A 26,789-nucleotide genomic window follows, 5' to 3' on the forward strand; every position below is an offset into this window, starting at 1 on the left:
GGTTTGCCGGCCCCTGCGCGGGTACCTCGGAGGCATGGCTGAGCGCACCGTCTCCGACGTCCTTGTCGAACGCCTCCACGCCTGGGGGGTGGACCGCGTCTTCGGCTACTCCGGGGACGGCATCGACGGGGTGCTGGGCGCGCTGCGCCGCGCCGGCAAGCCGGTGTTCGTGCAGGCGCGTCACGAGGAGACGGCCGCGCTCATGGCTGTCGGGCACGCCAAGTACACGGGCGGGGTCGGTGTGTGCCTGTCCACGCAGGGGCCCGGCGCGGTGCACCTGCTCAACGGCCTCTACGACGCCAAGCTGGACTCCAAGCCGGTCGTCGCGATCGTGGGCCAGCAGGTGTCGACGGTGCTGGGCAGCGCGTACCAGCAGGAGATCGACCTCGTCCGCCTCTTCGGTGACGTGTGCGCCCAGTTCGTACAGGCCGCGCACACGCCCGAGCAGGTGCCGATGCTGGTCGACCGGGCGTTCCGTACGGCGCTGGCCACCCGCAGCCCGACCTGCGTCGTGCTGCCCCACGACGTGCAGACCGAGCCCGCGCCGGAACCGGGCGCGCACGAGCACGGCGTGATGACGACCAGCGCCGGCGTGCGCCCGGCCCGCGTGATCCCGCGCGCCGGCGACATCCGGGACGCCGCCGAGGTGCTGGCCTCCGGCGAACGGGTGGCGATCCTCGTCGGCCAGGGTGCTTACGGCGCGGGCGAGGGCCTTGTCGAGCTCGCCGACCGGCTGGGCGCCGGCGTGGCCGCGTCGCTGCTGGGCAAGCCGGTGCTGGACGAGGGCCTGCCCTTCCACACCGGCGTGATGGGCCACCTCGGCACCACCGCGAGCGCCGAGCTGATGCGCGGCTGCGACACGCTGCTGCTGGTCGGCACCAACGACCCGTGGACCGAGTTCTATCCCGCGCCCGGGCAGGCCCGCGCGGTGCAGATCGACATCGACGGCCGCCGGCTCGGCGTGCGGTACCCGGTCGAGGTCCCGCTGCTCGGCGACGCCGCCGAGACGATCGAGGCGCTGCTCGCGGTGGTCGAGCGCCGCGACAACGATGCGTGGCGGCAGCGGGTGCGGACGTGGGTGCGCGACTGGGACCGGATCGCCGCGGAACGGGCCGCCGCGGCCGCCGACCCGCTCAACCCGCAGGGCGTCGTCCGGGCGCTGAACGGCCGGCTGCCCGCCGACGCGATGGTGGCGGTGGACGTGGGCTCGGTGACCTACTGGTACGCCCGGCACCTGCGCCTGCCGCCCGGTGTACCGGCCCACCTGTCCAGCACCCTCGCCTCGATGGGCTCCGCCCTGCCGTACGGCCTCGCCGCCAAGCTCGCCGAGCCCGCGCGGCCGGTGGTGGCGCTGGCCGGCGACGGCGCCATGCAGATGAACGGCCTCGCCGAGCTCATCACGGTCGCCGCCCGGTGGCGGGACTGGGCCGACCCGCGGTTTGCCGTGTGCGTGCTGAACAACCGCGACCTGGCCGAGGTGAGCTGGGAGCAGCGGGAGACCGAGGGCGAGCCCCGCTTCCACGCCTCGCAGCACCTGCCCGACGTGCCGTACGCACGCTGGGCGCAGCTGCTGGGGCTGGGCGGCGTCCGGGTGAGCTCACCGGACGAGGTCGAGGCGGCCTGGGACGAGGCGCTGCGCGCGGACCGGCCGTTCGTGATCGACGCGGTCGTCGACCCGGCGGTGCCGCTGCTGCCGCCGCTGCAGCCGTTCGAGAAGATCCAGCCGATGTACACCGGCCTCGCCGCCGAGGACACCCCGCTTGCCCGCCGGGCCGCCGCTCACCTGCGGCGCGAACGCGCCGGCGAGGGCTTCAGCGATCCCGGGTGACCGAACGGGCCCGCAGGTGGGCGCGCTCGCCCTGCGGCCCGAAGAGGCTCAGCAGCTCGGCCGGCTCGCCGTCGAGGCTGCCGAACCAGTGCGGCACCCGCGTGTCGAACTCGGCCGCCTCGCCCGCCACCAGCACGAAGTCGCGGTCGCCGAGGACCACGCGGAGGCGTCCGTTCAGCACGTACATCCACTCGTAGCCCTCGTGCGTCTTGGGCTCCGGCGTGGACCGTCCACTTTCGATGATCAGCTTGTACGCCTGCACGCCGCCGGCCCGGCGGGTCAGCGGCACCATGGTCATGCCGTTGTGCCGGATCGGGCGCAGGTGCACGCGCGGGTCGCCGGTGGCCGGCGCGCCGACCAGCTCGTCGATCTGCACACCGTGCGCGCGGGCCAGCGGCAGCAGCAGCTCGAGCGTGGGCCGGCGCTGGCCGGACTCCAGCCGGGAGAGGGTGGAGACCGAGATGCCGGTCGCGGCGGACAGGTCGGTCAAGGTGGTGCCGCGCCGCCGCCGCAGCTCACGCAGCCGCGGCCCGACCGCGGCGAGAACGCTGTCCAGGTCGTCGTCCACCCGGCCAGTTTGCCATAACGGCAAGAACCTTTGCCGCCTTCCGGCGGCCGGTGCACGGTGAACGCATGGAACAGTTCGACGTGATCGTGATCGGTGGCGGCGCCGCGGGCCTGAGCGGCGCACTGACCCTGGCCCGCGCCCGGCGGGCGGTGGCCGTGGTGGACGCGGGCGAGCCGCGCAACGCACCCGCCGAGGGTGTGCACAACTTCCTGACCCGCGACGGGATGACGCCGGCCGCGCTGGTCGCCGAGGGGCGGGCAGAGGTGACCCGGTACGGCGGCACGCTCGTCGCGGGCGCGGCGCGGGGCGCCCGCCGCACGGACTGCGGGTTCGAGGTCGACCTGGACAGCGGCCACCGGCTCGCCGCCCGGCGCCTGCTGGTGGCCAGCGGCCTCGTCGACGAGCTGCCCGACGTCGCCGGGCTGCGCGAGCGGTGGGGGCACGACGTGGTCCACTGCCCGTACTGCCACGGCTGGGAGGTGCGCGACCGGGCCATCGGCGTGCTCGGGTCCGGCACGATGTCGGCGGACAAGGCGCTGCTGTTCCGCCAGTGGTCGGCGGACGTGGTGCTCTTCACGCACACCGCGGCGCCGCTGACCGGTGAGCAGGCCGAGCGGCTGGCCGCGCGCGGTGTGCGGGTGGTCGAGGGCGAGGTGGCGGCCGTCGAGGTGTCCGGCGACCGGATCGCCGGGCTGCGGCTGGCGGACGGCACCGTCGTCGCCCGCGACATCGTGGCGATCTCCCCGCGCATGGTCGCCTCCTCGCCGGTCCTGGACGACCTGGGGCTCAAGCCGGTCGAGCACCCGATGGGCGTGGGCGCGGCCTACGCCGCCGGGCCGGCCGGGCAGACCGACCTGCCCGGTGTCTGGGTGGCCGGCAACGTCACCGACCTGATGGCACAGGTGGTGGGCGCGGCGGCGCAGGGCACGGTGGCCGGTGCCGCGATCAACATGGACCTTGTCGCCGAGGACGCCGACCGCGCCGTGGCAGCCGGTCGCGCGTCGCAGGATGGCAATCCACCGGCAACAATCGCTTGACATCAGCCAACGACACCGGTCACTCTGGTCCCGCTGGGAGAGCGCTCTCACGTCGGCGGGTTGGAGCGCGTACCTGGCGTTCCATCCCATGAGGACGCACGCCGTCCCGACCTGAAGGGGTCACGATGAGAGCCGGACCGTCGACCACGACTCAGAGACCCCGAAAGCGGCAGCGGCTTCGCCTGCTCGCCGCCGGCGCGGTCGTCATCCTCGCCAGCGGACTGATCACGATCGCGGCCGGCAGGGCCGCGGACGCCGCGCCGGTCGGGGCGGGCAGCTACACCGAGACGCTCCCGCCCGGCGCGGCGCTCCCGTCCGGGTGCGGGACGATCTCCAGCAACCCGCGCCAGTTTCTGACCGCGAACGCGCCGGCCGGCGCCGTGCCCACAAACGACTGGTGGTCGTCACTGGTGTTCAAGCGCTCGGACTGCGCGTACAGCCTGCCGCTGCACGCCCACCCGATCTCGTACGACACGTTCGCGGGCGGCCTGGGCTTCTCGTACACGACCACGCCGAGCATCAGCGGCACGCCGACCACCGTCGGCGAGTACCACTACTCGTACTCGCAGGACCTCCTCGTCGGTGTCGCCGGGCTGAACGCCCCCATCGTGCGGGTGGACGGGTGGAGCGACTGGACCGTGTCGCCGTACTGGACCGACGGCACCCGCACGCTGCGCGCCACGATCGGCCACGGGCTGCCGTTCGCGTACTTCCAGGCGACCGGCGGCAACGCCCAGATCACCACCGCCGGCACGCCCACCGTGTGGCTCGACAGCGGTGCCACGCTGGGCTTCACTGCCGGCGGCAGCGACTACGTGGCGTACGCGCCGACCGGGGCGGCGTGGACCGTCAGCGGCGGCACCATCACGTCCACACTGGCCGGTCGCGGCTACTTCTCCGTCGCCCTCCTGCCCAGCAGCGGCAACCGTGTGGACCTCGCCAACCGCTATGGCCAGTACGCGCACGCACACGTCACCGGCACCCGCGTCTCGTACGCCTACAACCCGGCGAACAACGGCCTGAACACCACGTACGCCTTCACCACCACGGCCCGCGAGGGGAGCGCCAGCGGGACTGTCGTCAGCCTCTACCCGCACCAGTGGCGGTACCTGAGCGGCGCCGCACCGATCACCGAGACCTACGTCTCGGCGCGCGGGGCGATGCGGACGCTGGTCGGGGTGCCGAGCTTCCAGACCCAGATGACGTTCCGCGGCGTACTGCCCGAGGTGCCGGCGGTCGCGGACAGCGCGGGCGCAGACCTGACCACGCTCAACAACTACCTCGCCGCCGTGCAGGGCAGCCCGGAGGGCCCCTCGGGCGGCGACACGTACTGGGCCGGCAAGGGCCTTGGCCGCGCCGCCCGGATCGCCGAGATCGCCGACCAGGTGGGCAACACCGCCGTGCGCAACAGCGCGCTCACCGCGATCCGCAACCGGCTCAACAACTGGCTCACCGCCTCGTCCGGCGAGGGCGGCCAGCTGTTCTACTACAACGCCAACTGGGGCACGCTGATCGGCTACCCCGCCTCGTACGGCTCGGACCAGGAGCTCAACGACCACCACTTCCACTACGGGTACTTCATCGCGGCGGCCGCGACGCTGGCCAAGTTCGACCCCACGTGGGCCTCGTCCGGGCAGTACGGCGGCATGATCGACCTGCTGATCCGGGACGCCAACAACTACGACCGCGGCGACACCCGCTTCCCGTACCTGCGCGACTTCGACATCTACGCCGGCCACGACTGGGCCTCCGGGCACGGCTCGTTCGGCGCCGGCAACAACCAGGAGTCCTCTTCGGAGGGTCAGAACTTCGCCAACGCCCTCATCCAGTGGGGCCAGGCGACCGGCAACGCGGCGGTCCGCAACGCCGGCATCTTCCTCTACACCACGCAGGCGGCGGCGATCCAGGAGTACTGGTTCGACGCGGCCGACCAGAACTTCCCGTCCGCGTTCGGCCACTCCACGGTCGGCATGGTGTGGGGTGACGGCGGCGCGTACGCGACCTGGTTCAGCGGCGAGCCGGAGATGATCCAGGGCATCAACATGCTGCCCATCACCGGCGGCCACCTGTACCTCGGCTACAACCCGTCCTATGTGAACACCAACTACGCCGAGCTGGTGCGCAACAACGGCGGACCGCCGACCGTCTGGCAGGACATCCTGTGGGAGTTCCAGGCGCTGGGCAACGGCGACGCGGCCCTGGCCAACTTCCGGGCCAACAGCGGCTTCACCTCCGAGGAGGGGAGAGCAAGGCGCACACCTTCCACTGGATCCGCAACCTCGCCGCACTGGGCACGGTGGACACGTCGGTGTCGGCCAACCACCCGCTGACGGCGACGTTCCTCAAGAACGGCGCCCGCACCTACGTGGCGTCGAACATCAGCGGCTCGCCCATCACGGTCACGTTCTCCACCGGTACCACGCTTTCCGTGCCCGCCGGGCGGACCGTGACCACCGGTGCGTTCTCCTGGAGCGGCGGCAGCGCCGGCGGCGGCACCAACCCCAGCAACCCGCCCACCACGGCGCCGCCGACGACCGCACCGCCCACGACCGCACCGCCGACCACCGCACCTCCCACGACCGCTCCGCCGACCACGGCGCCGCCGACGAGCCAGCCGCCGACCGGCTCGCCGAACCGGTACCTGCTCAGCGGCGGCGGCCTGGCCGGTGCGGGCACGGCGGGCACCGTCACGGTGCCGTCGGCCGGCGGTACCAACCACGACGGCACGCCGTTCAACCCGGTCACCTTCACCGCGACCGGCCTCACGATGGCGTACAACGGCGGGGCCACCGCGTTCGACCTCTTCCTGGACGCGGGCGGCTCGGTCGGCAACGGCACCCAGGTGCGGGTCTCGTACGACCTGACCGGCAACGGAAGCTTCGACCGGGTCGAGACGTACCGGTACTTCGCCACCGACCCGGTCACCGGCTACGAGCACTACACCCAGGCGGCGGGGCTGGCGTCGTCGACCGGCACCCTGGGCAGCCTGAGCAACGGCACGGTGCGGGTCGAGGTGTGGAGCGCGATCGGCAACGCGCCGACCACCCTCGGCGTCGGCAACCAGTCCATCATCCGGATGCCGTTCGCCTGAGCCACACCGGACGTGGCGCCCCGCCTCCGGGCGGCGGGGCGCCACGGTTGGCTTTCGCGCCCGCCGGGTAAGGCGGTGCGCATGAGCGAACCTGACCGCGTGGAGAGCCGGGCCGAGCACCTGCTGCCCGAGGAGCGGGCGGCCGGCAGCGAGGACCCGGAGGCGCAGGCCGAGGCGATCCTCGCCGACTCCGACGCCCGCGAGGACTACATCGAGCCCTCGCCGGGCCTGCGGATCGACCACCGCCGCTCCGACGAGACCGTGGATCCCTAGGCGGTTTTCGCGTCGAGGCGCTGCAGGAGGTCGTGCGCGGCAAGCTCGATGTCCTTGTGCCGCCACTCCGAGGCCCGGTACACGCAGGCGATCAGCGCGGTGCGGTGCACGCGGCGCAGGTCGCCGTAGACGAACGCGTACCGCGCCTTCGTCCCGTCGGTGGCGCCCTCGGTCAGGCCGAGGTGCCAGCGCGCGTACTCCTCCCAGGAGTGCGACTTCAGGTACGCGTTCTGCGCGGCCGCGTCGGGCTGGACCGTGCCCCAGTCACTGTCCAGGACGTACTGCCGGGCATCGATCAGCTCGCGCGCCCGGGCCACCGCCTCGGGGTTGACCGTGTATTTCGCCATACCTGAGTCTTCCCAGCTCGGCCGGGTGCCAAGCGTACTTTCCGGCAAACCGCCGGGTAGATTGCCGCCCGTGGCACAGACGAAGCGGGGTGCGGTGGGGTTCGCCGCGGTGTTCGGCGGGCTGGCCGGCGCGGCGATGGCCGGGCACTGGGGCACCGCCGCCGCCGTCGCCGGCGCGCTCGCCGGTGCGGCGGGGCTCGCCGCGTGCGAGGCCGTGGCCCGCGCGCGGCAGCGTCCCGGCCAGATCCCCGCCCTGTGGGCCCGGATCGCGACAAGCGTGGCGCTCGCCGCGCCGCTCGGCTGGCTCGCCGGACGGCTGGGCGCCGGGCCGCTGCTGGTCGGCATCGGCACCGGCGTGGTCGTCGGGCTCCTCGGGGTGCGGCCGCACAAGGTGCTCTTCGGCCCCGTCGTGGGTCTCGCCGCCGGGCTCGCGCTGTCGCTCGGCTGGGAGGCACCGGCCGCGGTCGTGGCGGCGGTGACCGTCCTGGCGTACCGGACGCTCTCGGCCCTGATTTTCCGCGACCCGCAGGTCACCCTGCTGGCCGAGCGGGTGCCCGCCGCCGACCTGCCGTTCGTGGTGCCGCTCGCCGCCCGCACCCGCTACGTCGGGACCGGATACGTCCGGGACCTCGCCGCGGCCATCGGCGGCCACTTCCGCGCGGACGCCCCGGACGTCGGCATCGTCGCCTCGTTCGACGAGCTGGCCGGACCGGGCTTCGACCCGGCCGGCGTCGACCCGCGGGTACGCGAGTTCTACGAGCACACGACCCGCTTCGCGCTCGACATCGTGCCGCGGTGGCGGCTGTGGGTGCGCCCCGGCTACCTGCTCTACCGGAGCCTTCTGGCCCGCCCGCTCGGCCAGGCGAACGTGCCGATGAACCAGCGCGAGACCCAGCGCGGCATCCGCAGCCGCATCGACACGATCAGCCCGGAAGGCGACGGCGTGGTCGGGATCCGCGGGTGGATCCGCTCCTTCGCCGACACCGACGAGCCCATCTACGTCGGCATATACACCACCTACCGGCACGGGGACCGCGGCTACGTGAGCGTCGGGTTCCCCTTGCCGCAGGCCAGCTTCACCGCCACACTGGTCCCGGAGCCGCGCCCCGACGGGGGTCTGGTGTTGACCAGCCGCAGCGACCTCGACCAGCCCGGCCACTACCTCACCCACATCGATCCCGAGTCGGGCGCGCTGACCACCCTCGCCGTGCACGGCTTCGCCGAGCGCCTGGACGTCTTCGTGCGGGACGGCGCGCTCCGCGCGGAGCACGCCTTCTGGGTCTTCGGCCTGCCTTTCCTGGTCCTGCACTACGACATCCGGCGGAAGGACTGAGGAGACACAGTGGACCTCATCAAGCCACCGCGGGTCGAGGAGCGGCCCGCCGTCGACTACGTCGGCATCCGCGTGGTCACCCCGTTTCGGGGCATGCTGCGGGTCCGCGACACCCTCATGAACGACCTCGTCGCCTGGCTGGACGGCCGCGGCGTGGACGACGCCGGCCCGCTCTTCTTCCGGCTGCACGTCATCGACATGGACGGCCCGATGGACATCGAGGTCGGCGCGGTCACCGCGAAGCCCCTCGCCGGCGACGGCGACCGGGTGCGCCGCGGCAGCCTGCCCGCCGGGCGGTACGCGACGCTGACGTACCGCAACCACTCGCTGCGGGCCAACAAGACGCTGCTGCAGTGGGTCCGCGACAACCGGGTGCGGCTCGACCGCCGGGACACCGCGGAGGGTGACGCGTTCGGCTGCCGGTACGAGGCGTACCTCACCGACCCCCGCACCGAGCCGCGCAAGACGAAATGGGAGACCGAGCTGAGCATGCGCCTCGCCGACTGACGGCTCAGCGCAGCACCAGCACCACGTGCTCGTTGTCGCCGTGGCGCACGGTCTCCTCCGCCACGAAGCCGCACTTTTCCAGCAGCCGCACCGAGCCGGTGTTGGTGGCGACCGGGTCGGCGTAGAGCGGCCGCGCCGCCTCCCGCTCCAGGAAGAGGCGCAGCGCCCGGGTGCCGACGCCCCGGCCCCACCACTGCCGGCCGAGCCAGTAGCCGACGAACCGGCGCTCGCCGTCCCACCACGCCACGACGCTGCCGGCGAGCGCGCCGTCGACGGTCACCGCCCGCACGTGAACGGTGGGGTCGCCGAGCACCTTCGTCTCCCAGTGCGCCATGAACCGCTCGCGCGGGCGGGGCGGAAACTTCGAGCGGGCGGCCGCCTCCGGGTCGTGCTCCTGTGCCAGGAACACCTCCAGGTCGGCGTGCTCCACGTCCCTGAGCCGTACGTCAGCCATGCCGGCCACTGTGCCACCAGCAGCCGACAAAACCCGACCGGACGGGGTTGCGCGCGCGAGGTAGCGTGGCCACCCGGCGGCGGCCGGTGCCGTCGCGGAGGGGTGCGGGGGACGATGGGGGAGCGCCACGGCACGCGGCTGTCGCTGTCCGCCGCGCAGGAGGGGCTCTGGCTCGCCGACCGGCTCGACCCGACCGGACGGGCCGCCACCCTCGCGGAGTGCCTGGAGATCCGCGGACCCGTCGACCGGACGCTGATGGAGCGGGCCTGGCGGATGGTGCTGGCCGAGACCGACGCGTGGCGGTTGCGGTTCGCGGAGGACGGGCCCGAGCAGACCATCATCGGGTACACCGAGCGCGAGCTGCCCTTCGCCGACCTGCCCGGCGAGGGCGAGGCCATGGCATGGATGCGCGCGGACCTCTCGCGTCCCTCGCCCGAGCCGGCGACGTTCGCGCTGCTCCGGGTCGCCGCGGACCGCTTCGTCTGGTACCAGCGCTTCCACCACGCCGCCACCGACTACTACGGGGTGGTGCTGACCACGGCCCGCCTGGCCGAGGTCTACACCGCGCTGGCCATGGGCCTGGCGCCACCGCCGTCGCGGTTCGGACGCCTCACCGACCTGCTCGCCGAGCAGTCGGCGTACCAGCTGTCCGCGGAGCGGGACCGCGACCGTGCGTACTGGATGGATCGGCTGGCGGGCCGCGCGGAGCCGCCGGTCCCGCTCGGGCGCGGCACCCCGCGGGCTGAGGGTCCGCGGACCGTGACCACCTTCCTGGGCGAGCTCGCCGCGGGCACCGGGATCTCCTGGTCCCGGCTGCTGATCGCGGCCGTGGCGGCGTACCTGTACCGGGTGACCGGCGAGCGCGACGTGCTGCTCGCCCTGCCCGTCGCCGCCCGCACCACGCCGCTGGCCCGCCGCACCCCCGGGCCGGCCGCCAACATCGTGCCGCTGCGGCTACCGGTCGACCCGCGCACGCCGGTGCTGGAGCTTGTCGACAAGGTATCCGCCGCGGTGCGCGAGGCGGTGGCGCACCAGCACTACCGGTACGAGGACCTGCGCCGCGACCTCGACGCCGGCGACCTCCTCGGCCCGGCGGTCAACGTGATGTCCTTCGAGGACGAGCTGCGCTTCGGCGGCCACCCGGCGGTGCGGCACAACCTCGCCAACGGGCCGGTCGGCGACCTGGCGGTCTTCGCGTTCGGGCGGCCGGACGGGCGGGGCGTGCAGCTCGACCTGACCTCCCGCGCGTACGGCCCCGACGACCTCGCCGCACACCAGGGCGCCCTGCTGCGGCTGCTCCGCGCGGCCGCCGCCGACCCGAAGCGCCGGGTCGGCGACCTCGACCTGCGCGGACCTACGTGGCGACCGCCGGCCCGCGCCGCCGCTACGGTGCCGCCGGTGCCGTTTCCGGTGCTGGTCGCGCGGCGGGCGGCCGCCACGCCGGACGCGGTGGCGGTCGACGGCGGCGGCGACCGGCTCGACTACGCCGCCCTGGACGCCTGGGCGGACCGGCTCGCGCACCGCCTCGCCACTGCCGGCGCCGGCCCGGGCACGGTGGTCGCGCTGCGGGCGCCGCGCGGCGTGGAGAGCGTGGTCGGGATGCTCGGCATCATGCGGGCCGGCGCCGCGTACCTGCCGGTCGACCCCGGCTACCCGCCCGCGCGCGTCGCGGCCCTGCTCGCCGACGCCCGGCCGGCGCTGGTCCTTACTCCGCCCGAGGTCCGCGCGGCGCGCACCGACCCGGAGCCCGCACCGCTTCCGCCACCGCGGGCGGACGACCCGGCGTACCTCATCTTCACCTCCGGCAGCACCGGCCGGCCCAACGGCGTCGTCGTGCCGCACCGCGGGCTGGCCGCCCTCGCGGCGGCGCAGGCCGAGGCGTTCGGCATCGGGCCCGGCAGCCGGGTGCTGCTGTTCGCCTCGCCGAGCTTCGACGCCGCCGTCGCCGAGGTGGTGACCACACTCGTCGCGGGGGCGACGCTGGTGGTGGCCCCGCTCGGCAGCGGCGGCGCCACCCACGTCACGCTCCCACCCTCGGTGCTGGCCACCCTCCCCGCAGACGGCCTGCCGGACGTCACCACGCTTGTCGTCGCCGGCGAGCGTTGCCCGCCCGACCTCGTCGACCGCTGGGCACCCGGGCGGCGGATGGTGAACGCGTACGGCCCGACCGAGGCCACCGTCTGCGCCACCACGAGCCCGCCACTGTCCACAGCGGACACACACGACGGCCCGCCGCCGATCGGGCGCCCCATCCCCGGCACCGCCGCGTACGTGCTGGACGCCGCCCTGCACCCGCTGCCGCCCGGCATCACCGGCGAGCTCTACCTGGCCGGCACCGGGCTGGCCCACGGATACCTGGGCCGGCCCGGGCGCACGGCGGAGCGGTTCGTCGCCGACCCGTTCGGCCCGCCCGGCTCCCGCATGTACCGCACCGGCGACCTGGCCCGGTGGCGCGACGACGGCCAGCTGGAGTTCGCCGGCCGCGCCGACCGCCAGGCGAAGGTGCGCGGGCACCGGGTCGAGCCGGGCGAGGTCGAGGCCGTGCTCGCCGCGCACCCGGCGGTGGCGCAGGTCGCGGTCATCGTGCGCGAGGACCGGACCGGCGACCGCCGTCTCGTGGCGTACGCCGTGCCCGCCCCCGGCAACCTCGTCGACGGCGCGGCGCTGCGGCGGCACGCGGCCCGGACGCTCCCCGGCCACCTGGTGCCGGCGGCGGTCGTCGCGGTGCGCCGGCTGCCCCTCACCCCGAACGGCAAGCTCGACCACCGCGCCCTGCCCAGGCCAGAGCCGCCCGCCGCCGGCCGGGCGCCCGCCACGGCGCTGGAGGAGGAGCTCTGCCACGTCGTGGCCGGCGTACTCGACCTGCCCAAGGTCGGCCCCGACGACGACTTCTTCGACCTCGGCGGCGACTCGCTGCTCGCCGCCCGACTCGCCCGCCACCTGTCCATGCCCCCGCACCGGGTCTTCGAGACACCGACCGTCGCCGGCCTGGCCGAGGGCGGCGGCAGGCACGCCGGCGTACTGCCGATCCGGGCCGCCGGCGACCTCGACCCCCTCTTCTGCCTGCCACCCGCCGGCGGCCTGGCCTGGTGCTACGCGCCGTTGCGCGACCACCTCGACCCGGCCCGCCCGGTGTACGGCCTGCAGCTGACCGGCGCCGAGCCGGCCGGCGGCGTCGACGGGCTGGCCGCCACCCTCGTGGCCCGCATCCGCGCGATCCGGCCCACCGGCCCCTACCACCTGCTCGGCTGGTCGTTCGGCGGCTACCTGGCCCACGCCGCCGCGGTCACCCTGCGCGCCGCCGGCGAGGAGGTCGGCCTGCTCGCGATCCTGGACGCGCACCCGCACGCCGCGCCCCACCCCGCGCCCGACCACCCGCCCGGACTGTCCCGCCTGGACCCCGCCACCCGGGCGGACCTGCTGGACGCGGCCGCGGGACACACCCGGCTCGCCGCGGCGCACACCCCGGCCGTCTTCGACGGCGACCTGCTGCTGCTCGCCACCGCGGCCGGCGGCGACTGGGCACCCTATGTGGCCGGGCGGGTCGAGAGCCACCACGTCCCCTGTGGACACTTCGAGATGTTCGAGCCGGGACCGCTCGCCGGCATCGGCGCCACGGTCGAGGCCACCCTGAGGAGGAGCCGCCGGTGACGTTCAGACTGACCCGCGACGAGATCGCCGCCCTGTGCTCCGCCGGCGTGCTCGCACCCTCCGGCGGCAACGCCCAGCCCTGGCGGGTCACCGTGGCCGGCGACCGGATCGCCGTCGACATCGACCCGTCCCGCGGCAGCTTCCTCGACGTCGGCGGGTACGCCTCACGGTTCGCCGCCGGCTGCTTCACCGAAAACGTGGTCATCACGGCGCGGGAGCGCGGGCTGGACCACGAGGTCGCGGTCGGCGAGGGCGTCGTCACGATCACGTTCACCGGCCGGCGCGACCCGCAGCCCGAGCCCCTCGCCGCGCTGCTGGGCGAGCGGGTCACCAACCGCGACCTCCACCAGGGCCTGCCGCTCGACGACGCCGTGGTGGGTCGGCTCGCCGCCACAGCCGATCCGTCGGTCGCCGTCCACGCGTTCGGGGGCGCGAAGGACGCGCACGTCGCGGCGCTCGGCCTCGCCGACGCGATCCGGATGCGGCACCGGGTCATGTTCGACGACATGATCCGGGAGATCTGCTGGACCGAGCGGGAGGCGGTGGACCGGAGCGAGGGCCTGCAGATCGACACGCTCGGCCTGCCCCGTCGACCCGCACGCTGCTGCGCGTGCTGCGCCGCCTGCCCTGGACCCGCCTCGCGCTGCCCCGCGCCCGGCTCGGCGACACCGCCCGCGACCTCGTCCGGGGCTGCTCGCACATCTGCTGCCTGTACACGACCGCCGGGGCCACCCCGGACGCGATGGTCGCCGCCGGCCGGGCCGTCCAGCGGCTGTGGCTGGAGGCCACCCGGGCCGGCGTGGCGCTGCAGCCGTGGACGGTGAGCACGCTGCAGCTGCTGCGCCTGGAGGCGTTCGGCGGCGAGGGCTTCACCTCCGGCGAGCGGGCCGAGGTCGCCCGGATGGGCGGGCTGCTGCGCGCGGCGTTCGACGTGCCCGCCACGGCCACGCCGGTGTTCGTCTTCCGGCTGTTCACGGCACCCCGCGGGGCGTACGGCGCGCGGCGGCAGCCGTGGGAGTGGCTCACCACGATCCAGGAGGCACAGTGACCGAGGCGGCGGAGATCACCGAGGCGGTGGCGGGACGGACGCTGCTGGACGCGTTCCACGACAACGCCCGGGACCACCCCGACCTGCCCGCGCTCCGGTGGCGCGACGGCGCGCGGTGGAGCACGCTGGGCTGGCGGGAGTACCGGGCCGAGGTCGAGGCAGCCACCCTCGGGCTCGTCGCGGCCGGCGTGCGCCCCGGCGACCGGGTGGGCCTGCTCATGTCCAACCGCCCCGAGCTCGCCGTCGCCGACCTCGCCCTCCTGCACGCGCGGGCGGTGCCGGTGTGCCTGTTCGACAGCTTCACCGACGCGCAGCTGTCCACCGTGCTGCGTACCCTCGGCATCGCGCTCGTCATCGTCGAGGACGGCGCGGCCGGCGCCCGCCTGGCCGCCGCGACGACGGCAGGCGCGCTGCGCTTCGTCGTGCTGGAGGACGGCGGCTGGGAGCGGGTCATGACCGCCGGCCGCGCGGCCGCGGAGCGCGGCGACGGCGCGTTCGAGCGCACCTGGCGGGCCGCCCAGCCGGACGACGTGGTGTCGGTCAACTACACAAGCGGCACCACCGGTGCCCTCAAGGGCGTCCAGCACACCCACGCCAACGTGCTGTGGCACGCCGAGTCGTTCGCCCGCTTCCGGCCCGTGGCGCCCGGCACCCGCTTCCTGTCGTACCTGCCGCGGGCGCACGCCACCGAGCGGTTCGTCACCACCTGGTACCCGCTCGTCCGGGCCGGCACCGTCCACCTGTGCCCCGAGCCCGGCCGCCTCCCCGAGTACCTGCCCGACGTGCGGCCCCAGTTCTTCGGCGGCGTGCTGCGCGTGTGGGAGAAGCTGTACGCCGCCCGCGCGCTCGCCGGGCTGGAGGAGTGCGAGTTCGCGTTCAGCGGCGGCGGGGCGCTCGCCGAGCCGGTGCAGGAGTACTTCGTGGACGCGGGCGTGCCGCTCGTCGAGGGGTGGGGGCAGAGCGAGCTCGTCTCCGCGGCCACGTGCGGGCACCCGGACCGGATCCGGGTCGGCACGGCGGGGCGCGCGCTGCCCGGCGTCGAGGTCCGGACCGCGGGCGACGGCGAGCTGCTCGTCCGGTCCGGCAGCCAGATGCTCGGGTACGTCGACACGCCGTCCCATGTGGACGACGACGGCTGGGTGCACACCGGCGACCTCGGCGCGATCGACGCCGGCGGGTACGTGCGCGTGCACGGCCGGCGCGAGGAGGTCTTCCCGCTCGCCGGCGGCCACCCGGTGCCCGCCACCCGGGTCGAGAGCCACCTGCGCGCCAACCTGCTGGTCGACCAGGCCTGCGTGGTCGGCGAGGGGCAGCCGGACCTGCACGCCCTCCTCGTGGTCGCCGCACCGCCCGACCGGTGGACGGCCGACGACGTCGCCGCCACGGTTGCCGCCGCCAACGAGCGGCTGCCGGCCGCCGAGCGCGTGCGCCGCTTCGCGGTGCTCGCCGAGCGGTGGGAGCCGGGCCGCGCCGAGGAGCTGACCCACACCGGCAAGCTCAAGCGCGCGCTGATCGAGGCCAAGCACGCCGACCTCATCGCCGCCCTGCGCCGCGGCGACGCCGGCTTCGCCGTCCCGTGAAACGCGTCCTCTTCGTCGCGGAGGCGGTCACGCTCGCCCACGTGACCCGGTGCCTCGCGCTGTCGCGGGCGCTGGAGCCCGGCGCGTACCAGGTCTGCCATGCGTGGGACCCGCGCTTCAACCGGCTGACCGGCGAGCCGCCGGGCGCGTACGTGCCGATCCGCACGATCCCGCGAGCCCGGTTCGCGGCGGCGCTGGCCCGCGGCACACCCATCTACCGCGGCGCGGACCTGCGCGCGTACGTCGCCGACGACCTCGCGCTCATCGAGCGGTTCCGGCCCGACGCGGTGGTCGGCGACTTCCGCCTCTCGCTCGACGTGAGCGCCCGCCTGGCCGGCGTGCCGTACCTGACGGTGACCAACGCCTACTGGAGCCCCTACGCGCGGGTGCTCCCGCCGGTGCCGGACATCACGCTCACCCGGCTAGCCGGGGTGCGCCTGGCGCAGCGGCTCTTCGACCTCGGCCAGCCCGCGGCGCGCCGGTGGCACGGCCGGGCGTACCGCGAGCTGCGCCGCCACCACGGCCTCCCGCCCGGCCCGGCCGACGTGCGGGACGCGTACACCCGGGCGGACACCACGCTCTACGCCGACCTGCCGGAGCTCGTGCCGGTCGCCCACCCGCCGCCGACGCACCGCTTCCTCGGCCCGGTGACCTGGTCGCCCGACCTACCGTGTCCACAGTGGTGGGACGAGCTGCCCGGCGACCGCCCGATCGTTTACGTGACGCTCGGCAGCTCCGGACGCTCTCCCATGCTGGCCCGCGTTCTGCGCGCGCTGTCCGGCCTGCCGCTCACGGTGGTCGCCGCGACGGCCGGGCATCCCGCGCCCACCCCGGTGCCGCCCAACGCGAGGGTGGCCGAGCTGCTGCCGGCCGCCCGGATGCTGCCACGCGCCAGGCTGGCGATCGGCAACGGCGGCAGCCCCAGCACCTACCAGGCTCTGTCCGCGGGCGTGCCGGTGCTCGGCATCTGCGACAACCTCGACCAGTACCTGAACATGTCCCTGGTGGAGCGGTCCGGCGCCGGCTGGCTGCTGCGCGGCGGCCGCGCCACCGAGGCGACGATCCGCGCGGCGGTCCGGCACGCCCTGACCGACGACGCCGCCCGGGTCCGCGCCGGCGAGCTGGCCACCGCCATCGAGAAGCACGACATGGCCGCCAGCTTCCGCGCGGCCGTCGACGCCTCACGGACCGGAGACTGAGCCCGCCCCTCACCCGCCGCAGTGGGCACCCTCCCGCGTTGCGCATCCGTCCGTGGCCAAGGGCCCGGCTCCGACGAGGATTTTTGGGCTACCGCGATGCCCGTGGTGGTCCGGACCGTTGCTCCCGCGGCCTCACCCTCCGCCGTCGCCCGGCTCACCCCAAACGGCCTGCTTCCGCAGCTCTCCCCTCCATCCGGGTCTCCCGGCCGAGGCAATGAGTCGGGCAATCGAGTGCAGGTCTCCCGCCGGCGGTCCGGTAGGCGGAGCGGCGTCTGTCGCGGTCGTGGGCCCGCCCGGTCGACGGTCTCGGCCGCGTTGGTGAGCGGCCCGGCCTCCGAGCCCTCCCACGCTTCCGCAGCGGCGGCCAGGACGGCTGCGGCTTGTTCCGAGTCGTGGCGCGCTCGCCGCACGGCCGCCCACCGCACCGCCACCGCGTCGCCGGGCGGTGCCAGACCCCACGGCGGCCGTCACCTCCGCAGCGATGTGTCTCCCGCGGTCGTCTGAGAGGTGGCGGTCGGTGGGACGAGCACGGATGGAGCAGTGCCACACCGTCGAGCGGGCGGATTCCACCCCGACCGGACCGGCTGCTGAAGCAGCTCCGCCAGCGAGCGGACCTCGTGCGTCCGGCCGGTCGTGGGGGGCGTCGAGGGTCAGCCTGGTTGAGTTGACGCCGACCCGGTTGAGGGCTGGGCGCAGCGATGCGCCCAGCTCCGGAGCCTCCACAACCGAAGCCCCAACCGCGGGCGCGCCGCTACCAGTCCTGGAAGCAGAACCTCGGATCTGCGGGAGCGCGCTCCTCGGGGTGAGCTGGGCCAGCCGCGGACGGTGAGGCCGCGGGAGCAACGGTCCGGACCAGTACGGGCGTCGCGGTAGCTCACATGGATCTGCCCCAAGCGGTCAGCGGGCGGCTCAGCGGACCAGCCTGAAGAACGCCCGCACGTCTTCGACGAAGCGCTCCGGGCCCTCGAACGCGGCGAAGTGGCCGCCCCGCTCGGGCTCGCTCCAGAAGCGGATGTCGGTGTACCGGCGGGCCGCCCACCGCCGCGACGGGCGGGGGAGGTCCTTGGGGAAGACCGAACAGCCTACCGGTACGTCCACCGTGTCCGATGTGGACTTGGTGAACCACTCCTGTACGCGCCGGATGCTCTCCCAGTACAGCCGCGCGGAGGAGGTGGCGGTGGCGGTCAGCCAGTAGAGGGTGATGTTGTCGAGCATCTCGTCGCGGGTGAACACGGTCTCCGGGTCGCCGTCGCAGTCGCTCCATGCGCGGAACTTCTCCACGATCCAGCCGCACAGGGCGGCGGGGAGTCGACCAGGCCGTAGCCGACGGTCTGCGGGCGCGTTCCCTGCACCAGCGAGTAGCCGTCCTCCCAGCGCGCGGCGTGCTCCAGCGCGGCGAGGCTCTCCCGTTCGCGGTCGGTCAGGTCGTCGTAGGTGGCCGGGTCGGGCGCGGCGATCGGCGGGTTGAGGTGGATGCCGGCCAGGTGCGCGGCGTCCTGCTGGGCGAGGCTGGTGGTGACGCTGGTGCCCCAGTCGCCGCCCTGCGCGCCGTACCGCGCGTAGCCGAGCCTCGCCATCAGCTCGGCCCACGCCGCCGCGATCCGCTCCACGCCCCAGCCGGGCGCGGTGGGCTTGTCGCTGAAGCCGTACCCGGGCAGGGACGGGCAGACGACGTGGAACGCGTCCGCCGGGTCGGGCGGGTCGGTCAGCGGCCCGATCACCTTGAGGAACTCCACGATGGACCCCGGCCACCCGTGGGTGAGCACGAGCGGCAGGGCGTCCGGGTGCGGCGAGCGGGCGTGCAGCACGTGGATGCCGAGCCCGCCGAGCTCCACGCGCAGCTGCGGGATCGCGTTGAGCCGCGACTCGAGGCGGCGCCAGTCGTAGCCGGTCGCCCAGTGGTCGCACAGGTCCCGCAGGTAGGCCAGCGGCACGCCCTGCGACCAGTCGTCCACCGTCTCCCGCTCCGGCCACCGGGTGCGGCGCAGCCGGTCGCGCAGGTCGTCGAGGTCGGCCTGCGGCACATCGATGCGGTACGGGGTCATGCGCTCTCCTGTGGACGGTAGGGAGCCGCCGCCGCGGCGAAGTCGGCGAGCACCCCTCGGTGAACGGCACGCCGGCGATCGCGGTCAGGCAGCCGGTCCAGCCCGCGACGAAGTAGTCCCAGCCGTCCACCGTGGGCGCGCCCTTCGCCGCGGCCTGGCGCAGGAAGTCCCGCCCGCCGCGGTAGTTGAAGTCCCACGCCAATGTGGACGGCCCGAACGGCGCCGCGTCGGTCACCGGGCTGCCCGGCGCGTCCTTGCCCAGCCCGGTGGCGTTGACGACGAGCTGCGGCGCGGGCGGCCCGGCCACGAGCGCGTCGCAGTCGTCGGGCCCCTTGACGGGCACGTACGCCAGGCGCGCCCCGTCGACGCCGGCCCGCTCGGCGACCGCGCGCAGGTCGTCCAGCGCCTCCGGCGACGTGTCCGCGAACGTGGCGCGCACCGCCCGCCGCCCCTGCAGCGTGAGCAGCAGCGCCGTGCCCGCGCCGCCCGCGCCGAGGCACAGCACGTCCGCCGCCGGCGGGAGCACGTGCGAGAGGGCGAGCGCGTCGCGGGCGTACCCGCGGACCTTTCCGTCCCCGGTGGACAGCGTGTTCACCTCCCGGGTGATCTCGACCAGCTCGTCGTCGGGGCTGATGTCGGCGGCGCAGGCGCGGTACAGGCGGAGCTTGTGCGCGGTGACGACGGCGCCCTCCACGGCCGCGTTGCCGCGCAGGGCGGACAGCAGCCGCCGGTACGTCTGCGGGGGCGTGCCGACCGGCAGGTCCAGCCCGCGCAGCTCCCACGGCCGGTCCAGCGCGGCGGCCCACCGGTCGAAGACGGCGTGCGCGAGCGAGCCGCCGGTGCTGACCCCGACGAACACCACGAGCGGGGCGCCGGCCCACTCCTCGACCTCGTCCAGCGTGATCGTGTGCATGGTCCCTGCCTACGTCGTCCGGGCGGCGTCCGCCAGTTTGACCCGCGCTGGCAAGGTGAGATCCATGCGATTTCGCCTCCCGTCCAAGGCCGGGGTCCGCCGCTGGACGCGCCGCGCCGTCAAGGTCGCCGCCGTCGCCACGCTGGCACTCACGGCCACCGTCGTGGGCAGCGTCGTCTGGGTGCGGAGCGCCTCCGACGGGCACATCTTCACCGCCGAGGAGGTACCGGCGGCGCCGGTCGCTCTGGTCCTGGGCGCCCAGGTGTACGCGGACGGCACGCCCTCGCCGTTTCTCGCCGCCCGGCTGGACGTGGCGCGCCGGCTGCTGGAGACCGGCAAGGTGCGGGCGATCCTCGTCTCCGGCGACCACATGAGCTGGGAGTACAACGAGCCCGGCGGCATGTTCAGCTACCTCACCGCCGCCGGCGTGCCGTCCGGGAAGGTGGTGCTGGACCACGCGGGGTTCGACACGTACGACTCGTGCGCCCGCGCCCGCCGCGTCTTCGGTGTGCGGCAGGCGATCGTGGTCACGCAGTCGTTCCACCTGCCGCGCGCGGTCACGCTCTGCCGCCGCCTCGGCGTGGAGGCGACCGGCGTGGGTGACGAGACGGTCAAGCGGTACCGGCAGACGTGGCGGGTCGGCTCGACCCGCGAGCTCGGCGCCTGCGTGAAGGCGGTCGTCGACGTGGTCTCCGGCCGTGACCCGGTGCACCTCGGCCGCCACGAGACCGGTGTGGACGACGCGCTCAGCCTGCCCTGACCGGCGGCGGGATCTCGTCGGCGATCTCGAAGTGGGTGACCGTCGAGGCGCCGTCGAGCAGGTAGCGCTCGTCCTCCGGGTACAGCACCGCCGCCTCGATGTCCTCGCCGGCGAACGCCCGGATCGCGTCGTACGAGTCCCAGTACGACAGCGTGACGAACGTGGTCCGGTCGCCCTCGTCCCGCCTGAGCAGCCAGGCACCCCGGTTGCCCGGGGTCTGGCCGTAGGCGGCGAACCCGGTCTCCCGGATGTAGTCGGCGTACACGTCCGCGTCCCCGAGCCGCACGGCCCCCTGCCACATGCGCGCGATCATGGCGCCCACCCTAGCCCGGCGTTCCGGTAGCGTCGGGCACATGCCGTCGCCTGACCACCTGCTCGCCTTCTCGCTCGCCGCGTTCCTGCTGATCATCGTGCCCGGCCCGGCCGTGCTCTTCGCCATCAGCCGCGCGCTGGCGTACGGGCGCCGGGCCGCGTTCACCAGCGTCGCCGGTGGCGCGGTCGGCAGCTTCACCGCGGCCGTGCTGGTCGCGGTCGGTGTCGGCGCGATCGTGCAGACGTCCGCGCTCGTCTACACGGCGATCAAGCTGGCCGGCGCCGCCTACCTGGTGTACCTGGGTGTGCAGGCCATCCGGCACCGCAAGGCGCTGCGCGAGGCCTTCGCGGCCAGGGTCGAGCCGATCGCCGGGCGCCGCACCTTCCTGCAGGGGTACGTGGTGGGCGTGACCAACCCGAAGACGGTGGTCTTCTTCGCGGCGATCCTGCCGCAGTTCGTCGACCCGGCCGCGGGGCACGCCAGCCTGCAGATGGTGGTGCTGGGTGGGGTGTTCGCGCTGATCGCGCTCGCTTCGGACACGGTGTGGGGCCTTGTCGCGGGCACCGCGCGCGCGTGGTTCGCCCGCTCCGCCCGCCGCCTCGACATGATCGGTGGCGCGGCCGGCCTCACGATGGTCGGCCTCGGCGTGGGGCTCGCGGTGGAGGGCCGCAAAGCCTAGGCGCCTCAGCCCGCCCGCGAAGGTGTCCGGGCGGGACCCGCGTCGACGTAGGGGTCGACCATGTCGATCAGGGCGGCCGTCGCGGCGCTCACGTGGCGGTGCTTGGCGGTCGCGACGTGTAAAGACCACTCCAGCGACTGGTCGGTGACCCGCAGCGGTACGCAGCGCGGGCTGTCCGGCACCGCGCGCACCGGCAGGATCGTCACGCCCAGGCCGTGCGCGGCGAAGTCGGCCGCCACCGTGACGTCGGTGACCTCCATCGCGATCATCCGTTCCAGGCCGGCGGCGCCGAAGGCGCGGTCGTTTGCGGTGCGGTTGGCGTACCCGAGCGGGTAGTCGATGAACGGCTCGCCGGCCACCTCGGCGAGCGTGACCTCGCCGCGGCCGGCCAGCTCGTGCGCGGCGGGCACGACGAGCACCTGGGGGATGCGCAGCAGCTCGCGCGTGCGCAGGTGTGGGAAGGGCCGGCCGCCCACGCCGAGGAACGCCACGTCGATCTCGCCGGCGCCCAGCGAGCGGGCCAGCCCGGCCGAGCCGTCCCAGGTGGCGGCGCGCAGCAGCAGGCGTACCCCCGGGTTGGCGGCGTGGTAGGCGCCGAGCAGGCCGGCGAAGTCGATGCCTCCCACGCCGGTCAGGCAGCCCACCGTCACCGTGCCGCGCAGCTGCGTGCCGGCCTCGAGCACCGCGTCGCGGGCGGCCTGCGCGGCGTCGAGCGCGGCGCGGGCCTTGGGGAGCAGGGCCTCGCCCGGCCCGGTGAGGGCGACCCGCTGGGCGCTGCGCGCGAAGAGGGTGGTGCCGAGCTCGCGTTCCAGGGCGGAGACCGCGGCGGACACGGCGGACTGGACCACGTGCAGGCGCGCGGCGGCGCGGGTGAAGCTGCGCTCGTCCGCGACCGCGACGAAGTACTCCAGATGCCTCAGCTCCACGCCGCCCAGGATCACACACGGCATCAGGCGATACCGCCGTTGGTGTAGATGACCTGGCCGTTGACCCAGCGGGCCGGCCCGGCCAGGAACGAGACCACCTCGGCGATGTCCGCCGGCGTGCCCAGGCGCTCCAGGGGCGGCTGGGCGGCCGCGCGGGCGATCGTGGCCTCGTCCTTGCCGTCGAAGTAGAGGGCGGTGGCGGTGGGGCCGGGGGCGACCGCGTTCACGGTGATGTCGCGGCCGCGCAGCTCGCGGGCGAGGATGAGCGTGACCGCCTCGACCGCGCCCTTCGACGCCGCGTACCCGGCGTAGGTCGGCACCTGCAGCCGGGTCATCGTGCTGGAGAAGTTGACGATGGCTCCGCCGGCCCGCACGCGGCGGGCGGCCTGCTGGTCCACGACGAAGGTGCCGCGGATGTTGGTGCGGTGCATGCGGTCCAGGTCGGCGAGGTCGAGGTCGACGACGGTGGAGAGGACCATCTGGCCGGCCGCGTGCACGACCACGTCCACGCCGCCGAACTCCCGTTCCGCCGCGTCGAACAGCGCCGCCACCGCGGACTCGTCGGCCACGTCCGCCTGTACCGCGATCGCTTTGCCGCCCGCGGCGGTGATGGCCGCGACCGCCTCCTGCGCCTCGACCTTGCCGCCGCCGTAGCCGACGACCACTGCCAGACCGTCGGCGGCGAGCCGCTCGGCGGCATGCCGGCCGATCCCGCGCGAGCCGCCGGTCACGATCGCTACCCGCTGTGTGGTGATATCCATGCGTCCAGGCTGCACCCGGAGCAGCATCAACGCCAACGAATCCTGACGATGGTCATCATCAACACAACTGATGCTGGCTCTTCCGCCACGATCCGCCCGACCGCTCTACCCCGCGACCCGGGGGTGCGCCCGCTGCGCGGCTGCGGCTCGGCGCTCGCCGGGTGGAGTGGCTGGGGCAGGCGTCGTTCCTGTGGGAGCGGCCCCAACCCGCGCCGCGGCGCACCACGGGCGGTGGGCGCATCGCTGCGCCCAGCTTGGTATGCCCCGTGCGGCACCCCCGGGAGTCGGCGCCAAGGCGCGGACCGGTGGGGTGCGCAACCGCGGAGGGTGAGGCCGCGGGAGCAACGGTCCGGACCACCGCGGACATCGCGGTAGCTCGCATCTGTTTGGGTCTTTGAAAGCCGGATCAGGCGTCGCTCTCGTCGACAAGGTCCAGGTACTCGTCCCAGGGGGTGCGGCGGACCAGGTCGGTGAAGCGGCGCAGGACCCGGTCGCGCTCCTCCGGCGTGGTCTCGCGGGCGCGCAGCAGCCACACCTCCAGCAGGGCGTGCGCGATGGAGCGCAAGGCGTGGTCGGGCGCGTCCACCATCGTGCGGCTGGCGTCGGGGAGGGCGGCCTCCAGCGGCTCGAGGTTGTGGATCGCGGCATCGTCGCTGGTGCGGCAGAGGAAGTTCGTGCGGCGGCGCAGGTACTCGGTGTCGCGGGAGACGGCGGCCGTGAAGCCGCCGCGGCGGGGGTCGCCGGGTGGGATCTCGTACGTCCAGTAGAGGTCGACGGGCGGGGTCTCGAACGTGCCGTCGTCGAGGCCGAGCACGATGTCGCGGGTGGCGCCGGCCCAGACGCGTTCGAGCGTGAGCAGCTCCACGAGGCTCTGCCACTCGTCCCAGGCGAGCTGGGCGCGCCACAGCATCGCCTGCCGCTTCCAGCCGGTGACCGCGTCCTCGTCGAAGAGCGTGCTCGCCCGCAGCGGGCCGGCCGCGTGGACGGCGAGCAGCAGCAGGTTGGCGCTGTACGCGGCGTAGCGGGTGGGCACCGGCAGGACGCGCGGCTGGTACGCGGACAGGCGGCGGGTGGCGCGTGCCTGGTGCACGAGCCGGAAGAGGCGGACCAGCAGGTCGCCGAGGGCCGCGCGCTCGGCACCGTCCACACCGGACAGCATGCCGCGCAGGAAGGCGACGATGGGGGTGCGGACGCTCAGCACCGAGAATGACAGCAGCGCGTGCAGCAGGTCGTCGTCCACCGGTGCGGCGCCGAACGAGAGCGTGGCGGCGGCGTCCCGCGCGGCGAGGTCGCGCAGCGCCTGGAAGGTCATCCGGGCGACCAGGAACTCGCCGAACGTGGCGTGCAGGAACTCGTACGTGCCCAGCTGCGTGCCGTCGCGCACGGCGCGGGCCCGGTGCACGAAGAAGAACCGCCCCAGCACGATCTCGGCCCGCCCCAGCGGCGCGCGCAGGTCGGTCGCGGCGGGCGGCGGCTCGGCCATGACGGCCGCGAGGTCCGCGGCGAGGTCGGCCTCCGTGACCCACTGGGTGTTGCGGTTGAACATGGCGAACGCGACAAGCGAGAGCCGGCGCAGCTCCTCCTCGACGGCGCGTTCGGTGTCCCGTTCGGACAGTCCGGGCCGGTGCTTGGTGACCTCGCGGCGGGCGAAGCTGTGCAGCAGCCGCTCGTACAGCTCGTCCTGCCCCAGGCCGCCGTCCGCCGCGAGCGGGAGGCGGCGCAGCGCGTTGCCGTCCGCGTCGTACAGCGCGAGCATGAGCAGCAGCAGCGGCTGCCCGGCCAGCTGCCGGTGCGGCATCACCGAGGCGAGCGTGAGCGGTGCCAGGCCGCGGGCGGCGAGGTGGGTGGCGTTGGCCCTGTTCCACACGTCGACCCAGATGGCGATGCGCGGCTCGTCGAAGGGCTCCAGCCGTACCGCCACCGTCCCCTCCGGCGCCCGCGCGCGGTCGGCGACGCTGGTGCGGCTGGTCACGATCACCACGACCGGCCGGCCCTGCTCGGCCTCGCGGCGCTGGAACGCGGCGACCCGGCTCAGGTAGTCGGACTGGCTCACGCCCGTGGCCTGCAGCAGCTCGTCGAAGCCGTCGAGCATCACCACCGGCAGCGCGTCCCCGGCCGACCTGGCCAGTGCCGGCCATTCGAGGCGCTCGCCGGTCTCGGCGCGGATCGCGTACTCGATCTGGTCCTGCAGGTCGGCGGTGACCGGCACGTCCCGGAGGGCGACCCGCACGGGCAGGAAGTCGGCGGCCGGCAGGCGGGCGGCGAGCACCTTGGTGAGCACCGACTTGCCGGAGCCGGGCTGGCCGAGCACGAGCAGTGGCGCCTCGACCGCGCGCGGCGAGGTGAGGAACCCGGCCAGAAACTCCTGCAGGTCGTCGCGGACCTCCACATCGGACCAGAACGCCTCGTCGCTGGTGCGCCCGCCGGCGTTGGCGACCCGGTAGAGCGGCGTCACGTACGCCTCGCCGAGCGCCGGCACCCGCAGTCCCGGCGGCACGTCGCCGGCCTCCACGATCGGCCGGTCCAGCGCGGCCTCGTGGGCGCGGGCGAGGGCGGCCCGCCGCTCGTCCGGCACCCGCCCGGTGGAGATGCCGTCGAGCACCTGGCCGAGGCCGGTGAGCGCGACGCCGAGGCCGCGCAGCTCCGCGCGGGTGGCCGAGTGCTCGCGCAGGCTGGACCAGAACGCGACCTCGGGAAAGTCGGCACCGAGCTGGCGGAACAGCTCGTCGTAGCGGGCCTCGGCCGCGGGCGGGAGCGCGTCGAGGGTGCGGCGGAACCGGTCGCGGTCGGTCTGCGGCAGCCGCTCCCACACCGCGAGCCCGCTGACGAACCGGGCGAGGCCGTCGGAGATCTCGGCGTAGTAGTCGCGCAGGGTCTCCAGCACGCGCTCGCGGGGGTACTGCGGGCGGGGCAGCAGCAGGCCCACCGAGAAGATCGCCTGCGGGAGCGCGACCGTCGGGTCGGCGCCGCCCGCCAGGGCCAGCTGCTCCTGCTTGGTCAGCTCCAGGTCCGCGAACCCGATCGGCAGCTCCGCCTCGGCGAGCGCCTCGAAGTACGCGGTCACGACGATCACCGCGTGCGCGGCCTCCAGGCGCTGGGTCCGGCCGTACCGGGACAGGCCGCTGCGCCGGTCGGACAGCCCGCGCACGAGCTGGTGGCCGAGCCGCACGAACTCGGACTTGGCGTCGAACCACCCCAGCACCACCGGAAACGGCACGGCCGCGCCGAGCATCGCGCCACTGGTCAGCGCCTCGATCGCGGCGACGACCCGGCTGTCGCGCCCGCCGAGCAGGCGTACCGCGTCCGCGTAGCTGAGAACCTGGGGCATGCGCCCGACGCTAGGGGCTGTGTCAAATTCCTTGCCGGGCTGCGCCGGGCCCAGACGCCGCCATGCGGCGTCGGGCGTAAGGCCGCATACAACACCGGTATGCGACCTTGCGCCCGCCACCACCTGACACCGCCTGGACTTCGGCTCG

At 74.6% G+C, this 26,789-nt stretch carries 23 protein-coding genes; 14 read left to right on the forward strand and 9 right to left on the reverse strand.

The features are described from left to right. Window positions 1–34 precede the first annotated feature (34 nt). Window positions 35–1,828 (forward strand): thiamine pyrophosphate-requiring protein, encoded by a 1,794-nt coding sequence (locus tag Phou_RS39985; RefSeq protein ID WP_173067560.1) that lies wholly within the window; start codon window positions 35–37, stop codon window positions 1,826–1,828. On the opposite strand, the gene Phou_RS39990 is transcribed toward Phou_RS39985, so the two are convergent. Next, window positions 1,812–2,396 (reverse strand): helix-turn-helix domain-containing protein, encoded by a 585-nt coding sequence (locus Phou_RS39990; RefSeq protein WP_173067564.1) that lies wholly within the window; start codon window positions 2,394–2,396, stop codon window positions 1,812–1,814. The genes Phou_RS39985 and Phou_RS39990 overlap by 17 nt on opposite strands. A gap of 65 nt (window positions 2,397–2,461) precedes the next feature. On the opposite strand from Phou_RS39990, the gene Phou_RS39995 reads away from it, so the two are divergent. The 4 genes from Phou_RS39995 (at window position 2,462) to Phou_RS40005 (ending at window position 6,797) form a co-directional block, all read left to right on the forward strand. Continuing rightward, window positions 2,462–3,433: an NAD(P)/FAD-dependent oxidoreductase gene (locus tag Phou_RS39995; RefSeq protein ID WP_173067567.1), complete on the forward strand. Its 972-nt coding sequence runs from the start codon at window positions 2,462–2,464 to the stop codon at window positions 3,431–3,433. Window positions 3,434–3,558: 125 nt separating this feature from the next. Continuing rightward, on the forward strand, window positions 3,559–5,763 hold the full coding sequence (locus Phou_RS40000; RefSeq protein ID WP_246274268.1) for a glycosyl hydrolase: 2,205 nt from the start codon (window positions 3,559–3,561) through the stop codon (window positions 5,761–5,763). Beyond that, window positions 5,730–6,524, forward strand: a complete 795-nt coding sequence (locus Phou_RS53845; protein ID WP_246274270.1) for a hypothetical protein — start codon at window positions 5,730–5,732, stop codon at window positions 6,522–6,524. Before Phou_RS40000 ends, Phou_RS53845 begins: the two co-directional genes overlap by 34 nt. Window positions 6,525–6,605: 81 nt before the next feature. After that, on the forward strand, window positions 6,606–6,797 hold the full coding sequence (locus Phou_RS40005; protein ID WP_173067569.1) for a hypothetical protein: 192 nt from the start codon (window positions 6,606–6,608) through the stop codon (window positions 6,795–6,797). Here the strand turns inward: Phou_RS40005 and Phou_RS40010 are convergent. Beyond that, window positions 6,794–7,144, reverse strand: coding sequence for a hypothetical protein (locus Phou_RS40010; protein ID WP_173067572.1), 351 nt, complete (start codon window positions 7,142–7,144; stop codon window positions 6,794–6,796). The genes Phou_RS40005 and Phou_RS40010 overlap by 4 nt on opposite strands. A gap of 70 nt (window positions 7,145–7,214) precedes the next feature. On the opposite strand from Phou_RS40010, the gene Phou_RS40015 reads away from it, so the two are divergent. Next, entirely contained in the window at window positions 7,215–8,477 is a 1,263-nt protein-coding gene (locus tag Phou_RS40015) for a hypothetical protein (RefSeq protein ID WP_246274272.1), read from the forward strand. Between the two features lie 9 nt (window positions 8,478–8,486). Beyond that, window positions 8,487–8,984, forward strand: a complete 498-nt coding sequence (locus Phou_RS40020) for a GyrI-like domain-containing protein (protein WP_173067575.1) — start codon at window positions 8,487–8,489, stop codon at window positions 8,982–8,984. Window positions 8,985–8,988: 4 nt separating this feature from the next. Here Phou_RS40020 and Phou_RS40025 read toward each other — a convergent pair whose 3' ends face one another. Continuing rightward, window positions 8,989–9,438 (reverse strand): GNAT family N-acetyltransferase, encoded by a 450-nt coding sequence (locus tag Phou_RS40025; RefSeq protein WP_173067578.1) that lies wholly within the window; start codon window positions 9,436–9,438, stop codon window positions 8,989–8,991. Window positions 9,439–9,552: 114 nt separating this feature from the next. Here Phou_RS40025 and Phou_RS40030 point away from each other — a divergent pair, with 114 nt between their 5' ends. The 5 genes from Phou_RS40030 to Phou_RS40050 are packed head-to-tail and all read left to right on the forward strand — an operon-like array spanning window position 9,553 to window position 16,916. Then, window positions 9,553–13,089, forward strand: a complete 3,537-nt coding sequence (locus tag Phou_RS40030; RefSeq protein ID WP_173067581.1) for a non-ribosomal peptide synthetase — start codon at window positions 9,553–9,555, stop codon at window positions 13,087–13,089. Continuing rightward, a complete protein-coding gene (locus Phou_RS40035; RefSeq protein WP_173067584.1) occupies window positions 13,086–13,913 on the forward strand; it encodes a nitroreductase family protein in 828 nt (275 codons plus the stop codon). The genes Phou_RS40030 and Phou_RS40035 overlap by 4 nt, the downstream gene beginning before the upstream one ends. Next, window positions 13,889–14,137, forward strand: coding sequence for a hypothetical protein (locus tag Phou_RS40040; protein WP_173067588.1), 249 nt, complete (start codon window positions 13,889–13,891; stop codon window positions 14,135–14,137). The genes Phou_RS40035 and Phou_RS40040 overlap by 25 nt, the downstream gene beginning before the upstream one ends. Then, window positions 14,134–15,717: an AMP-dependent synthetase/ligase gene (locus Phou_RS40045; RefSeq protein WP_173067592.1), complete on the forward strand. Its 1,584-nt coding sequence runs from the start codon at window positions 14,134–14,136 to the stop codon at window positions 15,715–15,717. The genes Phou_RS40040 and Phou_RS40045 overlap by 4 nt, the downstream gene beginning before the upstream one ends. After that, window positions 15,714–16,916: a glycosyltransferase gene (locus tag Phou_RS40050; RefSeq protein WP_173067595.1), complete on the forward strand. Its 1,203-nt coding sequence runs from the start codon at window positions 15,714–15,716 to the stop codon at window positions 16,914–16,916. The genes Phou_RS40045 and Phou_RS40050 overlap by 4 nt, the downstream gene beginning before the upstream one ends. Before the next feature lie 909 nt (window positions 16,917–17,825). Here the strand turns inward: Phou_RS40050 and Phou_RS55150 are convergent. Further along, window positions 17,826–18,149, reverse strand: a complete 324-nt coding sequence (locus tag Phou_RS55150; RefSeq protein WP_308784814.1) for an alpha/beta fold hydrolase — start codon at window positions 18,147–18,149, stop codon at window positions 17,826–17,828. Then, window positions 18,101–18,961 carry an epoxide hydrolase family protein gene (locus Phou_RS40055; protein WP_308784815.1) on the reverse strand — a complete coding sequence of 287 codons (861 nt, stop codon included), beginning with the start codon at window positions 18,959–18,961 and terminating at the stop codon, window positions 18,101–18,103. The genes Phou_RS55150 and Phou_RS40055 overlap by 49 nt, the downstream gene beginning before the upstream one ends. Before the next feature lie 203 nt (window positions 18,962–19,164). Here Phou_RS40055 and Phou_RS55155 point away from each other — a divergent pair, with 203 nt between their 5' ends. Continuing rightward, on the forward strand, window positions 19,165–20,634 hold the full coding sequence (locus Phou_RS55155) for an ElyC/SanA/YdcF family protein (protein WP_308784817.1): 1,470 nt from the start codon (window positions 19,165–19,167) through the stop codon (window positions 20,632–20,634). On the opposite strand, the gene Phou_RS40065 is transcribed toward Phou_RS55155, so the two are convergent. Continuing rightward, complete coding sequence (locus tag Phou_RS40065) at window positions 20,621–20,947, reverse strand: antibiotic biosynthesis monooxygenase family protein (RefSeq protein ID WP_173067597.1); 327 nt, start codon at window positions 20,945–20,947, stop codon at window positions 20,621–20,623. The two genes, Phou_RS55155 and Phou_RS40065, sit on opposite strands and share 14 nt — an antisense overlap. A gap of 40 nt (window positions 20,948–20,987) precedes the next feature. On the opposite strand from Phou_RS40065, the gene Phou_RS40070 reads away from it, so the two are divergent. Beyond that, window positions 20,988–21,626: a LysE family translocator gene (locus Phou_RS40070; protein ID WP_173067601.1), complete on the forward strand. Its 639-nt coding sequence runs from the start codon at window positions 20,988–20,990 to the stop codon at window positions 21,624–21,626. A 5-nt stretch (window positions 21,627–21,631) separates the two neighbouring features. On the opposite strand, the gene Phou_RS40075 is transcribed toward Phou_RS40070, so the two are convergent. The 3 genes from Phou_RS40075 to Phou_RS40085 form a co-directional block, all read right to left on the reverse strand. Further along, window positions 21,632–22,552 (reverse strand): LysR family transcriptional regulator, encoded by a 921-nt coding sequence (locus Phou_RS40075; RefSeq protein ID WP_173067603.1) that lies wholly within the window; start codon window positions 22,550–22,552, stop codon window positions 21,632–21,634. A gap of 23 nt (window positions 22,553–22,575) precedes the next feature. Further along, the gene (locus Phou_RS40080) at window positions 22,576–23,313 is read right to left on the reverse strand and encodes an SDR family oxidoreductase (protein ID WP_173067605.1); all 738 of its coding nucleotides are present in this window, start codon (window positions 23,311–23,313) and stop codon (window positions 22,576–22,578) included. A 406-nt stretch (window positions 23,314–23,719) separates the two neighbouring features. Beyond that, window positions 23,720–26,641, reverse strand: a complete 2,922-nt coding sequence (locus tag Phou_RS40085) for an NACHT domain-containing protein (RefSeq protein ID WP_173067608.1) — start codon at window positions 26,639–26,641, stop codon at window positions 23,720–23,722. Window positions 26,642–26,789 lie beyond the last annotated feature (148 nt).

The organism is Phytohabitans houttuyneae (assembly GCF_011764425.1).
Lineage (GTDB): Bacteria > Actinomycetota > Actinomycetes > Mycobacteriales > Micromonosporaceae > Phytohabitans > Phytohabitans houttuyneae.

Coding starts and splice junctions, on each gene's coding strand:
- Phou_RS40070 (WP_173067601.1), top strand. CDS start 20,988: ATGCCGTCGCCTGACCACCTGCTCGCCTTCTCGCTCGCCGCGTTCCTG.
- Phou_RS40055 (WP_308784815.1), bottom strand. CDS start 18,961: ATGACCCCGTACCGCATCGATGTGCCGCAGGCCGACCTCGACGACCTG.
- Phou_RS40005 (WP_173067569.1), top strand. CDS start 6,606: ATGAGCGAACCTGACCGCGTGGAGAGCCGGGCCGAGCACCTGCTGCCC.
- Phou_RS40065 (WP_173067597.1), bottom strand. CDS start 20,947: ATGATCGCGCGCATGTGGCAGGGGGCCGTGCGGCTCGGGGACGCGGAC.
- Phou_RS40025 (WP_173067578.1), bottom strand. CDS start 9,438: ATGGCTGACGTACGGCTCAGGGACGTGGAGCACGCCGACCTGGAGGTG.
- Phou_RS40010 (WP_173067572.1), bottom strand. CDS start 7,144: ATGGCGAAATACACGGTCAACCCCGAGGCGGTGGCCCGGGCGCGCGAG.
- Phou_RS39995 (WP_173067567.1), top strand. CDS start 2,462: ATGGAACAGTTCGACGTGATCGTGATCGGTGGCGGCGCCGCGGGCCTG.
- Phou_RS40000 (WP_246274268.1), top strand. CDS start 3,559: ATGAGAGCCGGACCGTCGACCACGACTCAGAGACCCCGAAAGCGGCAG.
- Phou_RS40030 (WP_173067581.1), top strand. CDS start 9,553: ATGGGGGAGCGCCACGGCACGCGGCTGTCGCTGTCCGCCGCGCAGGAG.
- Phou_RS39985 (WP_173067560.1), top strand. CDS start 35: ATGGCTGAGCGCACCGTCTCCGACGTCCTTGTCGAACGCCTCCACGCC.
- Phou_RS40080 (WP_173067605.1), bottom strand. CDS start 23,313: ATGGATATCACCACACAGCGGGTAGCGATCGTGACCGGCGGCTCGCGC.
- Phou_RS40085 (WP_173067608.1), bottom strand. CDS start 26,641: ATGCCCCAGGTTCTCAGCTACGCGGACGCGGTACGCCTGCTCGGCGGG.